Source organism: Caldalkalibacillus salinus (assembly GCF_016745835.1).
Classification (GTDB): Bacteria; Bacillota; Bacilli; order Caldalkalibacillales; family JCM-10596; genus Caldalkalibacillus_A; species Caldalkalibacillus_A salinus.
On sequence record NZ_JAERVL010000020.1, the window covers coordinates 61190 to 78461 of the forward strand.

Genomic DNA, 17272 nt, shown 5'->3' on the forward strand with positions numbered 1-17272 from the left:
TAAATGATTTTGGTTTCCTCTTCTTTTATTACCTTTAATCATACACAGCAGCATCAACCGATGATGAGCAACCCTTTACCATACGTAGCAGCTGCATCAACCGATGATGAGCAACCATACATAAAGACCCATCAAGGTTACGATCAGGGTTGGCACCGTTAAGATCACACCGACTTTAAAGTAGTACCCCCATGTAATCTTAACCCCTTTCTGAGCGAGCACGTGTAGCCATAATAGTGTTGCTAATGACCCTATGGGTGTAATCTTTGGTCCTAAGTCAGACCCGATCACGTTGGCGTAGATGAGTGCTTCTCTCACCATTCCTGTGGCCGTCGTCCCCTCAATCGCTAAAGCATTAATCATTACGGTTGGCATATTGTTCATCACGGAGGAGAGAATAGCGGCAACAAATCCCATGACCATCGTAGCCGCAAATAACCCTTGGTCCGCGGCCACCTGCAGCCACTGACCTAACATTTCCGTTAATCCTACGTTATGCAAGCCGTAGACAACCACATACATACCGATGGAAAAGACAACGACAGCCCAAGGTGCACCCTTGACGACCTCTTTGACTTTCATGGCATCGCTGTTTCTAGCTGCCAGCATAAAAATAACAGCCACTGTACCCGCGACAACTGAAACAGGGAGATGGAAGGATTCAGTGATTAAGTAGCCGACGAGCAATATACCGAGAATATACCATGATAATTTAAACAATCGTTGATCTTTTATGGCCTCACGAGGCTGTTTAAGGTGTGATAGGCTGTACTCTTTGGGTATCCCTTTACGGAAAAAGATATACAATACAGTTAAGCTTGCTGCTAGCGCAAAAAAGTTAGGAACAATCATGCGGGTTGCATACTCAATAAACCCAATGTCAAAAAAGTTGGCTGACACAATGTTAACGAGGTTACTCACAATTAAGGGAAGGGATGTTGTGTCTGCTATGAAACCACTGGCCATAACGAAGGGTATGACCATTTGTTCCTTAAACTGTAAGGCTCGGACTTGGGCTAAAACAATAGGCGTTAAAATCAATGCCGCACCGTCATTGGCGAAGAAGGCAGCCACTAGCGCGCCTAATAATACAATGTAAACAAACATAAGGTTCCCGCTACCCTTGGCGAGACGAGCCATATGCAAGGCAGACCACTCAAATAGTCCAATACGGTCTAAGATAAGAGATATTAATATAATGGCAACAAACGCTAACGTAGCGTCCCAAACGATGCCGGTCACCGTAATCACATCTTGAAAAGTGACAACTCCCAATAAAAGGGCCAGCAGCGCACCTCCCATCGCAGACCAGCCTATGGAAAGATTCCTCGGTTGCCAAATAACAAACAACAAAGTGATTAAAAAAACGATTATTGCAATCGTAGTCATACCAGCACTCCTTATCTCACAATTAGTCTACATCCTCTTGGCATACGAGCATGCCATTTTCATTTAAGGCTTGAATAGCCTGTGTCATATCTGGTAAATCATGTAAGAACTGCGTTGTGTCATGTAAGACATCCCTATTCAAGGAATAAAACACCCATTGCCGACGCCGTTCCTCTCGTACTAATCCTGTTTCTTTTAACCGATGCATATGTTTTGATATAGCCGGTTGCGAGATCTGAAAAATCGGTACTAGCTCACATATACAAAAATCCCTATGATTAAGAAGGGCCACCATTTTTAATCGCGTGGGGTCTCCTAGAGCCTTAAATCTCTTAGCCAGCGTTTCTATGGACACTTTCAACTCCACCTTTCTTCATCTTGCATCTTATTATAATATAACTATATGGTTATATACTAGTGGAATTTGAGATGTTGACTGAAATCTCTCATGCATTAGCTATTCCCTTTCAGTAACTAAGTCGCTTTAAACCAGTCGTTTAATGACATTACTTTTACACTAATCCTTTAGTACTGGATGACGATAAAAATGGACTGTAAATACACTCCCTTCACCTTCTACACTCTGGACGTCAATCTCACCATGATGCGCCTCCACGAGATGTTTGACGATCGCCAGACCTAATCCTGTTCCACCGGATTCACGACTTCTGTCCTTATCTACTCTGTAAAAACGTTCAAATATACGTGGGATCTCTTCCGCCTTGATTCCCACACCGGTGTCTTTAACGTCGACACTGTAACCTTTGTCCTTCCAAGGGTTAATATCAACGGTCACTTGCCCTTGTGGTGATGTATATTTAATCGCATTCGTGATGAGATTGAGCAATATTTGATAGAGACGGTCGCGGTCAGCTTTGATCATATAAACTTGATCCTGTTCATATGTCATCTGGAGATTGATCTCTTTTTCTTTTGCCTTTTCTAGCATAGATGGTTTTAAATCCTCGAGCACTTGCTTGATATCTACGTTTTCCCACTTAATGGAGAATCTGTTCTGTTCGATGTGGGATAAATGCAGTAAATCCTGGATCAACCGATACAAACGATCGGACTCTTTGTGAATAATCTCAAGAAACGCTTTGAGATGTTCCTCTGAATACATCGCACCTGATAATAAAGTCTCAGAGAAGCCCTTTATAGACGTTAAAGGGGTCTTTAACTCATGAGACACATTGGCTACGAAGTCTGCTCTGACCTGCTCTAGTTTTTTCAAATCTGTAATGTCATAAAAAAGAAGGACAATGCCTCTCGTTTTACCTTCTAGGTCTTTCACGGGTGCAACGGATAACTCAACTATTTTACGGTGTATCCCTTGATTCATCGTTAATTGATTTTTCACTTCATGATCCTTGGCGAAGGCATCTTTGACCATGGTGATAATATCTTCCGGGAGCGGGGCCTCGTAGTAAATCAAATTGACGTAATCTTGTTCCCATTGTAAGATGTCCTTGACTTTCTCATTGGTGATGGCCACTCTTCCTTTATGATTGATAAACATGAGACCACTTGCCATATGTCTAATGAGGGCTTGGAGCCGATTTTCGTTGACGACCTGTTCTTCTGTCGTTCTCTGCAACTGTTGGGCTAATTCGTTGGTGTTTGCCGAAAGGGCGTGTAACTCATTGCCCGTTTCCTGCGTATAGATTCTTCTCCAATAATAACCTTTAGTCAGGTCTTGGATCAAAGCAGTGATTTCATCCACCGGTTTCATGGTCTTACGTATGAGGTGATATATGAGAACAGAGAGAAAGACAAATGAGATGACAAAACTAACAATAATATAGTATTTACCTTTATCTGTTACCTCTTCTATAAGAGTCTCACCGATAAAATAAGCCAGACCGATGAGATTCAGCCCGATAATGAGTAAGATCGAGGCTGTTAATCGTAAAAATAAACTATTCACGTTTACCATTTCCTTCTAATTTATATCCTAAGCCACGTACCGTTTTTATGTATGAGGCCTCCATTTTGTCCCTAAGGTGAGAAATATGTACATCTACAATCCTCGTATCACCGACAAAGTCGTAATTCCATATGGCATTTAGAAGTTGTTCTCTTGTGAGCACCCTTCCCACGTGCTTGGCCATATAAAGTAATAATTCAAATTCCTTTGGCGTAAGGTCTAATTCTTTTCCCCGGAAATAAGCTTCATATTGTTCTTCATATATCATAAGTTTGCCTATTTCTATCGCCTTTGGTTTGTCCTCCACGACCGTATTTTGGGACCGTCTTAGTATAGCTTTGACACGAGCCACCACTTCTCTAGGGCTAAAAGGCTTTGTGATATAATCATCAGCCCCTAATTCCAAGCCTAGGATTTTATCTAGTTCTTCATCCTTTGCTGTGAGCATTAAGATCGGTATCGTCAGTTGTCTTTGTCTTAATTCTTTGCACACGTCGATGCCGTTTAATTTAGGTAACATAAGATCCAAAACCATGAGATCAGGTGATTCATGATTCACTTTTTCAAGCGCTTCCTCACCGTCAAAAGCCGTAATAACTTGGTATCCAGCTTGCTCTAGGTTAAATTGTAATAAGGTTACAATCGAATGTTCGTCGTCCACCACTAATATTCTTTGCGCCATCTCAAGTCCTCCCCACTTCTACTCTCCTTATTATCTACTGATCCATATCACTTTTATGTTTATCTTCTTTCTTATCACATTTTGATCATAATGAAAAGAACTTGTGCTCATTTGACTGTTTCATTTCATTTTATCAAAAATACGTTACAGCACTGTTAAGAAAAGTTTAAGCGTGTGTAAATCGTTTGACACACAAAAGCAACCTTTCGAGGTTGCTTTTCATTGGGATATATATTTATATCAAACTCATGTAGTATTCTTTGAAATATAAAGCATGATTGTACTTGAAGGTTCAAGCTTGATAGACGCCCTCTATGTTAAGGGTGAGTTTAATTTAATCTTTTAAAAGTTATCAAATGCATGGCGGGGAAGAGGTTTCAAAGGTTTAGGAGGAGAAACATTGACTTTACCTGTGAGTACAACTCTTTGGTCTTGATCAACAATTCGCGTAGAGAATGTGACTTCGTTAGCATCCGTATCGCAAGCAATAACCTCTAGTTTGATATGTATGTCAGCGTAATGATAAAGCACTTCGGGGTAGTCTACTTTTGTCGACAGGATGACTGAGCCCGGGCCTGGAACGTGTTTATTAATACAGCTGTAGAGTAAACCAATCAGCATAACATGGGGAACAATAGGTTTTTGAAAAGAGGTTTGTTCAGTGTAGCTGTGCTGGATGTACATGGGGTTAATATCATCTGATAACCCTAGGTATACGAGTATATCTTTGTCGTCTATTTTTTGATTAATTTCAAACAAATCGCCCACCTGTATGCGGTCTATATACTGTCCAACTTGTCTCTTTTTTCCAAGTAGCATAATTCGGCCTCCTTAGCTTTCCTAAAATGATACACCTCAGAAGTTTTGTAAACGCTTACAATAATTTGTTCAAATCATACCACGTTCTGTACCATTCGTAAAGTACCCAGGTTTTGATGATGACCCCTCCTTCGCCACTCGAGCTTCGCTCATAGGTTGCTTCGCAGGGCTCACCATCTTCCACCTTTGCAAAAAAAGACCCCAAGGGTTCTTGCCCTTGGAGTCTTCTCTTCCAGTTTCACCTGTGTGAGAATGGATTGAGTTTTCGGCTTTTTAGTTCTCGCCTTTTTTGAGTACTTCCATGACGTTCCGAACTGAATCGGCGGACTTTCCTAACGCTTGTTTCTCTTCCTCTGTGAGATCAAGTTCAATGACTTTTTCAATTCCATCTCCACCTAAAATGGTCGGTACGCCTAGATATAATCCGTCAAATCCATACTCACCTTCTAAGAAAGCAATAGAAGGTAGGATTCTCTTCTTATCTTTTAGGATGGCCTCAACCATTTGCACAATAGATGCTGCTGGTGCGTAGTAGGCACTTCCATTGCCAAGGAGGTTGACGATTTCTCCGCCACCTTTTCTCGTACGCTCAACGATCGCATCAAGTCGGTCCTTAGAGATGAGCTTTTCGAGAGGTATACCACCCGCATAGGAATAACGGACAAGGGGTACCATATCATCACCATGACCACCTAGAACAAATCCAGTCACATCTTCAACGGACACATTTAGTTCTTGAGCGACAAACGTGCGGAAGCGAGCAGTATCTAACACACCGGATTGACCGATGACACGGTGCTTCGGAAATCCAGACGTTTTGTACACGGTATAGGTCATGGCATCGACTGGGTTCGTAAGGACAACAATTAAACAGTCTGGAGAGTATTTGACGATTTGTTCAGTCACAGACTTCATAATGGATGCGTTCGTATTAACCAAGTCATCACGACTCATCCCAGGTTTACGCGCAATCCCAGCTGTAATGACAACGATGTCTGAACCGGCCGTATCTTCATAATTGCTGGTACCCACAATATTGGCATCATACCCTTGGACAGGTCCCGCTTCGGCCATATCCAATGCTTTACCTTTTGTTGGGTTCTCCATTTGTGGAATATCGACTAATACGACATCCCCTAATTCCTTCTGAGCTAACATAAGGGCTGTTGTTGCCCCTGTAAAACCACTACCAATGACTGAAACCTTTCGACGTTGAATAGCCACTTAACCAACTCCCTTATTCTTTTTTGTCTCCTCTGAGAGGCTAAATCCTAGAGATTTTTGATGAGTTCATCAGCAAACTCAGAACATTTCACTTCCGTTGCACCATCCATTAGGCGAGCAAAATCGTATGTGACAACCTTAGAAGCGATCGTTTTTTCCATTGAACGCATGATAAGGTCAGCTGCCTCTTTCCACCCAAGATGACGAAGCATTAATTCTCCAGAGAGCAGGACAGAAGAAGGGTTCACTTTGTCTAAGCCTGCATATTTTGGTGCTGTACCGTGCGTTGCTTCAAAGATAGCATGGCCTGAATCATAGTTGATGTTGGCACCCGGTGCGATCCCGATACCACCAACTTGAGCCGCTAGTGCATCAGAAATGTAGTCACCGTTAAGGTTCATTGTTGCCACGACATCAAACTCAGCCGGGCGAGTGAGGATTTGTTGTAAGAAGATATCTGCAATCGCATCTTTGACAATGATCTTCCCTTCCTCTTCTGCTTTAGCTTGCGCTTGATCTGCTGCTTCCCGACCTTTCTCTTCCACAATCTTGTCGTATTCAGCCCAAGTGAATACTTTATCTCCGTATACGCGTTCTGCTAACTCATAACCCCAGTTCTTAAAGGCGCCCTCAGTAAACTTCATGATGTTCCCTTTGTGAACGAGCGTGACACTCTTACGGCCATTCTCTAATGCATAGTCGATAGCGCCACGAACGAGTCGCTCTGTACCTTCAGAGGATACTGGTTTAACCCCAATGCCTGAAGTCTCAGGGAAACGGATTTTATCTACTCCCATTTCATCACGTAAGAAAGCGATGACCTTCTTCACTTCTTCAGACCCAGCTTGCCATTCAATACCCGCATAGATGTCTTCTGTGTTTTCACGGAAAATCGCCATATCTACAAGCTCGGGTTGACGTACGGGTGAAGGAACACCTTCAAAATAGCGTACAGGGCGTAAACAAGTATAGAGATCCAACTCTTGACGGAGAGCAACGTTTAATGAACGAAATCCGCCACCAATCGGTGTCGTCAACGGCCCTTTAATCGCGATGAAATACTCACGAATCGCTTCGAGTGTATCTTCAGGTAACCAAGATTGGTACGTGTTATTTGCTTTTTCACCGGCAAAAACTTCATACCAGGCAATTTTTTTCTCTCCGTTGTAGGCTTTCTCAACAGCGGCATCAAGGACACGGGATGCGGCTGCCCAAATATCAGGACCCGTACCGTCTCCTTCTATGTATGGGACAATCGGGTTATTAGGGACAATTAGATTCCCTTTGGTGTCTACTTTGATTCTTTCCCCTTGAGTAGGTGGTTGAAACTGCTTGAAGTTAGGCATGATTTTCTCCCTCCATTACACTTTTAACAATTTTGACACTAATCTTATTTTAACAAAAAAAAGTCTAGACGTAAGGACTTGCACTAAATTAAGTTCGATAAGGTCATAGTCAAGGTCAATAACGCGCTCGAACCACCCTATACTCCGTAGTTAAGACAGGATGACGGCATGACTTTCTGTAGAGTATAGGATGGCTCTCTATCAATCTATGAAAATGTTGGTAAACGTTAACGCTTACTTTTTGAAAAAAAAATCTACTTTTTCGCTATCTATGAACGTTGATCAATAGAGATATACTTTTGTTGTTGCGGTCCTACATAGTCCGCACGTGGACGAATCAAACGGTTGTTCGAATATTGCTCTAAGATATGCGCAATCCATCCAGAGGTACGTGAGATAGCAAAGATCGGTGTGAATAGGTCACGTTGAATGCCAAGGCTGTGGTAGACCGATGCGGAGTAGAAATCTACATTTGGCAGTAGTCCTTTCTCTCTTTCTACCACTTCATTTACTTTCAAGGACATCTCATACCATTTTGTTTCACCCGTAAGTGTTGTCAGCTGTCTAGACATTTCTTTTAGATGTTTCGCACGCGGGTCGCCGTCCTTATATACACGGTGTCCAAAGCCCATAATTTTTTCTTTGTTGCTTAGAGCATTTAGGATATAACCTTCTGCCTTGTCTACTTCCCCAATCTTCTCCAAAGTAGACATGACTTGTTCGTTCGCTCCACCGTGTAATGGTCCTTTTAAAGCGCCAATTGCAGCTGTTACCCCAGAAAATATATCTGATAAAGTGGCAACAGTGACGCGAGAAGTAAAGGTAGATGCGTTGAATTCATGGTCAGCATGAAGAACGAGTGCTTTATTAAAAGCTTCTATCGATATCTCTGAAGGTTCTTCACCAGTAAGCATGTATAAAAAGTTGGCTGCGAATCCCAGATCTGAACGTGGCTCAACGGGTTCTTTGCCTTCTCTTAATCTAGCAAAGGTAGTCACAATCGTGCTTATCTTGGCCTGAAGTCGAACCGCCTTACGATGGTTTGCTGCTTCGTCCATGACTTCTGCTTCTTCATCATATAATCCTAAAGCAGATACAGCCGTACGAAGGGCTCCCATCGGATGGATGTTCTTAGGAAACAAGCGAATTTGATCAATTACTTCCTGTGGAATGGAAGCATTCTCTGACAAGTCTTTCTTTAATTGATCAAGCTCACTTGTGTTTGGCAATTTGCCGTACCACAGTAAAAAGATGACTTCTTCAAAGCTAGCATGGTTTGCCAGATCGTCAATATTGTAGCCACGATACGTCAGTACGCCATCAATGATTGAACTTACTGAAGATTCAGCAGCAACAACACCTTCTAATCCACGAGTACTCATTAGGCATCTCTCCTTTTCTTTAATCTATCCAACTGTCAACATATAGAAATCTACGCTCCGGTAGGATTTTCTACATAATAGTATAAATTATTTGACAGTGTTTGTGAACGTTTGTTCAGGCAATCAGTTGAATCGCTTTCATTAAAAGATAAGCAATTCCAGCTCCAATCAAAGGTCCCACGGCGACCCCTTTCAAAAAAGCGACCGCTAAAATTGTTCCCAGAACTAAAGCCATCGTGACCTGCGGGTCATCTGAGAGTAAACGTACACCATAAGCACCAAGCATCGCAACGGCAACACCGGATACAAGTGCCACAACCCCATATGTCGATTTCATTGAATCCCATAAATCATAAAGCGTGATTTGCCCCGTGGCTATCGGAACAAGGATGGCAACCGTAATGACAGTGACACCCAAATTAATCCCCTGTCCTTCAAGAAACGGAAAAGCTTTTTGTCCTAAACCTGTGATGCGCAGGAAAAACAAGAATAGCACCGCAATGATAATGGATTGATTTTTTCCTATTAATCCAATAATGAGCAGTAATAGTAAAAACAATGAAGGACTAGAGAGTGGCAATGGAGTCGCTTCCTTTCTGTTCAAACTAAGGTGAGATAAAATATAACCAATATGAAATCGTTTACTTTATTTGCCAATAGCTTGGTCAGGTGTATTTTAATACATTTTAGCATATTTTTTATCGATTGTCTTCTTTAGTGCATGCGCTTGGATGAGTGATGTCTCTCTACTGAATATCCTTCTAATCATCATGCCTATAAAACCAAAAGGGAATACTGCTCGTTATCACTTTTAAACACCTCACTCGATGCTAAAAAATAATGATAAACATTGTGCTTTACTATAAAAAAAGGTAAAATTTACATTAGTAAAGGTTTATTTTAGGGGGCATTGTATGAGCAAATCGTTTTGGCTTGCAGTACTCAGATCTATCATTGTTTTATTGACTATCGTGGCAGCACTTGGTGTAGCTTATTATGTTCTCCCTTTGATTTACCCCTTTATTATCGGTATACTTTTTGCCTTAATTTTTAATCCGTTTGTGAGTGTTTTAGAGCGGCGGGCCAAGTTTCCACGATGGCTTGCGGTCACGGTTGCAATCATATTATTATTAGCTGTCCTGTCAACGATCGTGACACTGGTCATTTTAGAAATTGTGGCCGAAGTTAATAGACTGAGCGAAACCTTACCCGGCTATGTTGAAGAATATGTCATACGTATACAAGACTTTGTGCTTAATGATCTACTTGTATTCTATGACCAATTTACTGCTTTTTATAGCTCTTTGGAACCAGATGTACAACAGTCGATTGAAGAAGAAACCCAGGAACTGGCCAATCAAGCGGCAACCATGGGTAAGGATGCGGTGCAATCTGTCTTTAACGGTGTCTTAAACTTTATCGGTTCAGTCCCTAATATGGCGACCGCTTTTATTATCTCGTTATTGGCCTCGTTTTTCATCAGTAAAGATTGGCCTAGTCATATTCGAAATTATGTCAACATCGTTCCTGAAGGTATCAGACATAGAACGGGAGCTGTATTTAAAGATCTAAAGAAAGCGTTGTTCGGGTTTGTGAAAGCCCAGTTGACACTTATATCTATCACATTCGTCATCGTTTTGATTGGCTTTTTCATCTTACGTATTGAGTATGCTCTGACCCTCGCTCTGATCATAGGTGTCGTCGATTTACTCCCTTACTTAGGAACCGGACTCGTATTTATACCTTGGATTGTTTATTTATTCATCAATGGCGATTACTCACTCGTCATTGGTTTATCCATTTTATACGGGATCGTTGTCATACAGAGACAGATGATGGAGCCTAAGATTTTAGGAACGAACGTGGGATTAGACCCACTTCTAACCCTCATTGCTCTCTTTGTCGGATTCAAGTTATTCGGCATGCTCGGCTTAATCATAGGACCTGTGAGTATGGTCATTCTTGGTGCGTTACATCGCGCCGGTGTGTTTAAGGATATATGGACGTTTATTAAAGGTAAATCTTAAAACTGTTGTTACATCGATGAAGGGGCTTTGTTAGCCTCTTCATTTTTAAGACAAGCCCTATTAAACGTCCTTTATCATAACTTCTGTGTTCACTTCTTAGTCTCAAACATAATGGAAAACAAATTTGGTTACTAGGGAGGAGAATCTAATGTTACCGACACGCAGAATGACATTATTGTTTACCTTATTATTGGTTATTGCTCTAAGTTCAAGCCCAGTGGCTCCTTACGCTGCTAACGATCAGGTGATCACAGAGACGCAAACACAAGCTTCAATGGCTGAGCAACTTAATGAAGTGCTCGACGATCCAAGGTTGAAAGGTGCACTCGCTGGTGTAAGCGTCAGGTCGGCTGAGACAGGTGAGATATTGTACGCGCACCAGGATCAAATAAGAATGACGCCAGCATCCAATCAAAAGTTACTCACTGGAGCAGCCGCTCTAAACACCCTCGGCCCAGACCACACTTTTGAAACGCTCGTCCTTACCGATGGTGAACTTCGCGGGAACGTCTTGCACGGCAATCTATATTTAAAAGGAAAAGGGGATCCTACACTATTAAAGGAAGATTTTGAACACTTTGCAGAAGCCTTGAAAGAGCAAGGGATCGAATCGGTTAAAGGAGATCTCGTTGGAGACGACACTTGGTATGATGACGTCAGACTCTCTCAAGATTTAGCTTGGGATAATGAAAGCAGTTACGCCGGCGCACAAGTGTCAGCCCTCAGCGCTTCCCCTAACGATGATTATGATGCAGGAACGGTTATAGTGGAGGTCCACGCTTCGGAGATAGAGGAACCGACGGAAGTTAAAGTCGTACCTCAAACGGAATATGTTAATATTATTAATCGTACTGAAACGGTTGAAGAAGGTGGTCCTAGGAAAATCTCGGTATATCGTGAACATGGTACGAATGATATTATCGTAGAAGGTACCATGCCGACAGATGGGTTCCGATACCGAACATGGGTGAGTGTATGGGAACCCACGGGTTACGCCCTTGATTTATTCCAGCAGTCTTTAGCACAGACGGGCATTCGCATAATGGGTAAGGAGAATGCGTTAGGTCCAACGCCTGAAGGTACACAAACGTTGGTATCACATGAATCCATGCCCTTATCAGAGTTGTTTATCCCCTTCATGAAGTTGAGTAACAATGGACATGCGGAGATATTAATTAAGGAAATGGGTAAGCAGGTACATGATGAGGGAAGCTGGCCTAAAGGCTTACAAGTGGTGTCAGATTACCTAGAGGATATTGGCCTTGACGCTGAAGGTATCCGCTTAAGAGATGGATCTGGTATGTCACATCTCAATATGGTTCCAGCTCAGGCTTTAACGGAATTACTGTATCTTATTCAAGACGAGCCTTGGTATGACGTTTTCCTCGAAGGATTACCTGTTGCGGGTGAAAGTGACCGTATGGTTGGGGGGACTTTGCGTAACAGAATGGGCGATACACCTGCTGACGGTAATGTAATCGCAAAAACAGGGTCATTAACGGCAAAAACATCATTGTCAGGCTATGTGACAACAGCAGATGGCCATGATCTCACTTTCGCCGTCTTGTTTAACAATTATATGAGCAACAGTCCTAAAGATTTGGAAGACGAAATCGCTGTTCGTTTAGCATCCATCACACTTGAGCAGTAGATGAGTGACGTTAAAAACCCCCATTACTTTTGGAATGGCTAGCTTTAGTTATGAGGCACTAAAAAAGTCCTGTATTGACAGGACTTTTTTAGTCTCTATTTTATCTCCTAATGAGTATAAAACGACCGGATTGTATCCATTTGTCAAATAATTTTTTCAGCCAGGCTTTAAATACGTTCCGAGTATACGGTATTAACAATAGAAAGCCTACAGCATCTGTGAAGAAACCAGGGGTGAGTAAGACGGCACCACCAAATAAGATACATACACCATCTAATAGTGCTTGTCCCGGTACCTGTCCTCTCGTCATTTGCATTCTCACAAGCTGAAGGGTCTGGAGTCCTTCTCTCTTAGCTAGCCATGCCCCTAAAACGCCTGTTGAAATCACAAGCCCAATCGTGTACCATGCGCCAATCCATTTTCCCACCGTGATGAGAAACCATAGCTCTACGACTGGAACAACAATCATAAGGAATGCGAGTAGCTTAAACATTCATCCAACTCCTTTATATGAGTTGTTTGATCAAGTGATGCAGTTCCTTATTCACCTTCTGTACGGGTGTGGGGCGAAAATCAAGGTTTGTAAAACAGTGGGTGGTCTGCCCCGAAACGAGCAGTTTTTCACCTTTCTTAATATCGTAGCTAAAAGTGATGCGCACACCTTTGTAGGACTCGATAGCCGTATGCACGGCAATCAAATCATCATAGCGTGCTGGTTGATGATACTTCACATTCACTTCTAGTACGGGTAGCATAAGTCCCAAGGTTTCAACCTCTTTGTAATCCATCCCTTGCTCTCGTAAGAATTCGGTACGCCCAACCTCGAACCAGTTCACGTACTTGGAATGATGAACAACACCCATCTGATCCGTTTCCTCATACCTTACTCTTAAAGTGCTTACGTGTGTTTGCTTCATGACATCACCTTGATCATGTTAAACGTCTTTTATAATACTTTAGCATGACCTGTATAGATATGTCCACGTAGAGCATCCACTGTGATTTCGTCACCATCCTTGAAAGTGGTGGTTGCATTATCAACACCTACGATGACAGGTACACCAACGTTTATTCCGACAACAGCAGCATGAGACGTTAATCCGCCCTCTTCAGTGATGACGGCTGCGCACTGTTCGAGCGATTCAATCATGTCCTTGTCCGTTCCAACGGTGACAAGAATAGACCCAGGTGTCATCTTCGCTTTCGCTTCTGCGGCATCCTTGGCGACAACCACTTTACCCGTTACAGCTTTTTTACCGATACCTTGTCCTTTAGCGGCGATATCCCCTACCACATGAATTTTCATCAAATTCGTCGTGCCAGACTCGCGAACCGGAACCCCTGCCGTAATCACGACGAGATCGCCATGCTTAACGAAACCGGTTTGAACGGCACTATCCACTGAGCTATCTAGCATTTCATCTGTAGAATGTACATGATCGGCTAAGACAGGGTGTACCCCCCAAACTAGTGCTAATTTGCGCACCACTTTTTCATGATTAGTCACAGCAATGATGCAAGATTTAGGACGGTATCTAGACACCATTCTTGCTGTATAGCCACTTTCAGTTGGTGTGAGAATGGCCGCCGCATCCAAATCTAGTGCAGCATTACAAACCGCTTGACTAATAGCCCCGGTAATCGAATTCTGCTGCTCAACATCGCGATGCATCATCCACTCTCTATACTCGATTGCTGCCTCTGTACGTTCTGCTATTTTGGCCATTGTTTTCACTGATTCTAGTGGATAATCGCCTGCTGCTGTTTCTCCAGACAGCATAACGGCATCCGTTCCATCAAATATAGCATTGGCAACATCCCCGACTTCGGCACGTGTAGGTCTAGGATTTCTCTGCATGGAGTCTAACATTTGGGTCGCTGTAATAACGGGCTTGCCTACCTCGTTACACTTTTTAATCATGGCCTTCTGCATGAGGGGAACATCTTCAGCTGGTACTTCCACACCTAGGTCACCGCGTGCGACCATAATGCCATCTGCCACTTCTAGAATTTCATCGAGATTGTCGTAGCCTTCTTGGTTTTCGATTTTGGCGATAATCTGAACATCTTCCTGTTCCTCTTCTTCTAGTATCTTGCGAATCTCTAGAATGTCACTCGCTTTACGTACAAAAGAAGCGGCTATAAAATCAATCCCCTGGGATAAACCAAAACGAATGTCATTTTCGTCTTTCTCCGTAATGCCAGGTAAGTTTACCGACACACCAGGAACGTTAACACCCTTACGGCTTTTCAGTTCCCCACCGTTTAGGATCGTTGTTATAATGTCTGTGCCCTCTATCTTTTCAACCTGTAACTCAATCAGTCCATCATCAATGAGAATTTTTGAGCCCGGGTTAATGTCGTTCACCAGACCCGTGTAGGTGACAGAGATACGGTTAGCATTACCTTTGATGTCCTCTGTTGTTACGACTAAAGTATCGCCTTCTACTAATTCAATAGGCTCTTGTTCTAAGACACCCGTTCGTATTTCAGGTCCTTTGGTATCCAATAAGATGGCAACGTTTTTGCCTGCTTCATCGATGGCTTGTCTAATGTTTTGGATCCTCTGGCCATGTTCATCGAAATCCCCATGGGAAAAATTAAGTCTTGTAACATTCAACCCTGCCTCAAAAAGTTGCTTTAATGATGCAACCGATTCACTTGCAGGACCTATCGTCCCGACAATTTTTGTCTTTCTCATTATACCTACCCCTTTTTATATGGATAATTCTCTTGCTAACTTACATAAAGAATGGTCCACGGTATGCTTTCGTTCTAACGCTTCAGAAATATTTGTTGCGACTTCTTTATTCTGTTGTAAGCCCACCATGATGCCTTTTTGTCCTTGAAGGAGTTGCTCAACGGCATACGCTCCTAAACGACTCGCTAGCACACGGTCAAAGGCTGTTGGGGTTCCCCCACGTTGGATATGCCCCAGTACGGTCACACGACATTCTAGGCCCGTTTTGTCTGTGATTTGGTGACCTACATCCATACCGCTACCGATACCCTCAGCTACAACAATAATACTATGTTTTTTCCCGCGATCATAGCCACGGTTCAAACGACTCACAACATCGTCGATCGTGAAATCTTCTTCAGGGATGAGTATCGTTTCAGCCCCATCCGCTAAACCGGACCACAGTGCGAGGTCTCCGGCATCTCGGCCCATCACTTCGATGATAAACGTACGCTCATGGCTGGTAGCTGTATCTCGAATCTTATCTATTGCTTCAATGACGGTGTTTAACGCTGTGTCAAAACCGATGGTGAAATCCGTACAAGGGATGTCGTTATCGATTGTACCTGGTACCCCTACAGCTGCAATTCCTTTCTCACTTAACTTCTCAGCCCCTTTGAAGGAACCATCACCGCCAATGACAACTAATCCCTCAATGCCATTAGCTTTCAGATTTTCAATCGCTTGATACTGTCCTTCATCCGTTTTGAACGTCTCACTTCTAGCCGTGCCTAATATGGTTCCACCTCGGTGAATAATATCTCCAACGGAGCCAACATCAAGTGTTTCTATATTGTTATTCATTAATCCATGGTATCCACTATATATACCACTGACTTGTACACCGTGGTAAAGGGCTTTACGTACAACCGCCCTAATGGCCGCGTTCATACCAGGAGAATCTCCTCCACTTGTTAAAACGCCAATTTTTTTCATTTATACTCACCTCTTAAAAACGTCATATGTATTGGTTAATACATCATTTTATACATAAATAAAGACATACAAGACATACCTTTATACTTTATCATTCTCTATTTCCTCTTACAATAGACACTTTCTCATAGAAAAATGCTTCTGGTCAACAGAAGCATTTTGTACTATTACACCTGCATGTTGTAATCGCTTACATCGCTAATTTCTCCGATTTTTTTAAACTTTTCATAGCGAGAAGTCACTAACTCTAATTGAGAAAGGTCGTTTAACTCATCTAATGCAGATTGAATATATGATTTTATGGATTGTGCTTGTTGTTCTAAGTTGTGATGGGCGCCTCCCTGAGGTTCAGGGATCACCCCTTCAATGACACCCATTTCAAGTAAGTCACCGGCGGTGATCCTCATTGCCTCAGCCGCTCTTTGGGCCTGCGAAGCGTCTTTCCAAATAATAGCTGCTGCCCCCTCAGGCGAGATGGTAGAGTACACTGCATTTTCTAACATATAAATATGATTACCAATGCTTATGGCTAACGCACCACCACTACCACCTTCGCCTATGACGATACATATAATTGGCACTTCAAACCCGGCCATTTCACGTAGGTTTCTAGCGATCGCTTCACTCTGTCCTCTCTCTTCTGCGGCAATACCCGGAAAAGCACCAGGAGTGTCTATAAAAGTCACAATGGGACGTTTAAACTTATTAGCTTGTTCCATTGCCCTTAGCGCTTTACGGTAACCTTCCGGGTGTGGCATCCCAAAGTTTCTAGCGATATTATCTTTGGTGTCTTTACCTTTTTGGTGCCCGATAACGGTCACTGGCTGGTCCCCTAATTTGCAAATCCCTGTAATGATGGCACGGTCATCTCCGTGAAGTCGATCTCCATGTACCTCTACAAAAGAGTCGAAGATCTGTTCTATATAGTCCAATGTGGTCGGACGTTGAGGGTGACGGGCAATCTGAATCCGCTGCATAGGCGTCAGATTTCCGTAGATTTCTTTTGCTAAGTTACGGGCTTTTTCCTCTAACCGATTAATCTCTTCTGTAAAGTCGATATCCTTTTCATCCGTGAATTGCTGTAGCTCCTCGATTTTATTCCTTAATTCCACTAAAGGTCGTTCAAAAGATAAATCTCCTGCCATCAAT

16 protein-coding genes are annotated in these 17272 nt (G+C 42.7%); 2 read left to right on the forward strand and 14 right to left on the reverse strand.

All coding sequences use genetic code 11. The features are described from left to right. Window positions 1-96 precede the first annotated feature (96 nt). The 9 genes from JKM87_RS12685 to JKM87_RS12725 form a co-directional block, all read right to left on the reverse strand. Complete coding sequence (locus JKM87_RS12685) at window positions 97-1389, reverse strand: arsenic transporter (protein ID WP_202080747.1); 1293 nt, start codon at window positions 1387-1389, stop codon at window positions 97-99. Window positions 1390-1411: 22 nt separating this feature from the next. Beyond that, window positions 1412-1744, reverse strand: coding sequence for a metalloregulator ArsR/SmtB family transcription factor (locus tag JKM87_RS12690; RefSeq protein ID WP_202080748.1), 333 nt, complete (start codon window positions 1742-1744; stop codon window positions 1412-1414). Between the two features lie 162 nt (window positions 1745-1906). Next, entirely contained in the window at window positions 1907-3316 is a 1410-nt protein-coding gene (pnpS, locus tag JKM87_RS12695) for a two-component system histidine kinase PnpS (protein ID WP_202080749.1), read from the reverse strand. Then, the gene (locus tag JKM87_RS12700) at window positions 3309-3998 is read right to left on the reverse strand and encodes a response regulator transcription factor (RefSeq protein WP_202080750.1); all 690 of its coding nucleotides are present in this window, start codon (window positions 3996-3998) and stop codon (window positions 3309-3311) included. Before JKM87_RS12700 ends, pnpS begins: the two co-directional genes overlap by 8 nt. Window positions 3999-4340: 342 nt before the next feature. Beyond that, window positions 4341-4817, reverse strand: coding sequence for a hotdog family protein (locus tag JKM87_RS12705; RefSeq protein WP_202080751.1), 477 nt, complete (start codon window positions 4815-4817; stop codon window positions 4341-4343). A 273-nt stretch (window positions 4818-5090) separates the two neighbouring features. Further along, entirely contained in the window at window positions 5091-6041 is a 951-nt protein-coding gene (gene mdh, locus JKM87_RS12710) for a malate dehydrogenase (RefSeq protein WP_202080752.1), read from the reverse strand. Window positions 6042-6088: 47 nt separating this feature from the next. Continuing rightward, window positions 6089-7387: an NADP-dependent isocitrate dehydrogenase gene (gene icd, locus JKM87_RS12715; RefSeq protein ID WP_202080753.1), complete on the reverse strand. Its 1299-nt coding sequence runs from the start codon at window positions 7385-7387 to the stop codon at window positions 6089-6091. 269 nt (window positions 7388-7656) lie between these two features. Further along, a complete protein-coding gene (gene citZ / locus JKM87_RS12720) occupies window positions 7657-8769 on the reverse strand; it encodes a citrate synthase (RefSeq protein WP_202080754.1) in 1113 nt (370 codons plus the stop codon). A gap of 115 nt (window positions 8770-8884) precedes the next feature. Beyond that, on the reverse strand, window positions 8885-9349 hold the full coding sequence (locus tag JKM87_RS12725) for a DUF441 domain-containing protein (protein WP_202080776.1): 465 nt from the start codon (window positions 9347-9349) through the stop codon (window positions 8885-8887). Window positions 9350-9683: 334 nt separating this feature from the next. Between JKM87_RS12725 and ytvI the strand changes: the two genes are divergently transcribed. Further along, window positions 9684-10796 (forward strand): sporulation integral membrane protein YtvI, encoded by a 1113-nt coding sequence (gene ytvI, locus JKM87_RS12730; protein WP_202080755.1) that lies wholly within the window; start codon window positions 9684-9686, stop codon window positions 10794-10796. A gap of 148 nt (window positions 10797-10944) precedes the next feature. Further along, window positions 10945-12447, forward strand: coding sequence for a D-alanyl-D-alanine carboxypeptidase/D-alanyl-D-alanine endopeptidase (gene dacB, locus JKM87_RS12735; RefSeq protein WP_202080756.1), 1503 nt, complete (start codon window positions 10945-10947; stop codon window positions 12445-12447). 100 nt (window positions 12448-12547) lie between these two features. Here dacB and JKM87_RS12740 read toward each other — a convergent pair whose 3' ends face one another. The 5 genes from JKM87_RS12740 to accA all read right to left on the reverse strand — a co-directional run bounded on the left by JKM87_RS12740 (window position 12548) and on the right by accA (window position 17268). Further along, window positions 12548-12940, reverse strand: a complete 393-nt coding sequence (locus JKM87_RS12740; protein ID WP_202080757.1) for an FxsA family protein — start codon at window positions 12938-12940, stop codon at window positions 12548-12550. Between the two features lie 13 nt (window positions 12941-12953). Next, window positions 12954-13364 carry an acyl-CoA thioesterase gene (locus JKM87_RS12745; RefSeq protein WP_202080758.1) on the reverse strand — a complete coding sequence of 137 codons (411 nt, stop codon included), beginning with the start codon at window positions 13362-13364 and terminating at the stop codon, window positions 12954-12956. Between the two features lie 29 nt (window positions 13365-13393). After that, a complete protein-coding gene (gene pyk, locus JKM87_RS12750; RefSeq protein ID WP_202080759.1) occupies window positions 13394-15148 on the reverse strand; it encodes a pyruvate kinase in 1755 nt (584 codons plus the stop codon). Between the two features lie 15 nt (window positions 15149-15163). Further along, entirely contained in the window at window positions 15164-16123 is a 960-nt protein-coding gene (gene pfkA / locus JKM87_RS12755; protein ID WP_202080760.1) for a 6-phosphofructokinase, read from the reverse strand. A 167-nt stretch (window positions 16124-16290) separates the two neighbouring features. Next, entirely contained in the window at window positions 16291-17268 is a 978-nt protein-coding gene (gene accA / locus JKM87_RS12760) for an acetyl-CoA carboxylase carboxyl transferase subunit alpha (protein WP_202080761.1), read from the reverse strand. Between the last annotated feature and the right edge of the window lie 4 nt (window positions 17269-17272).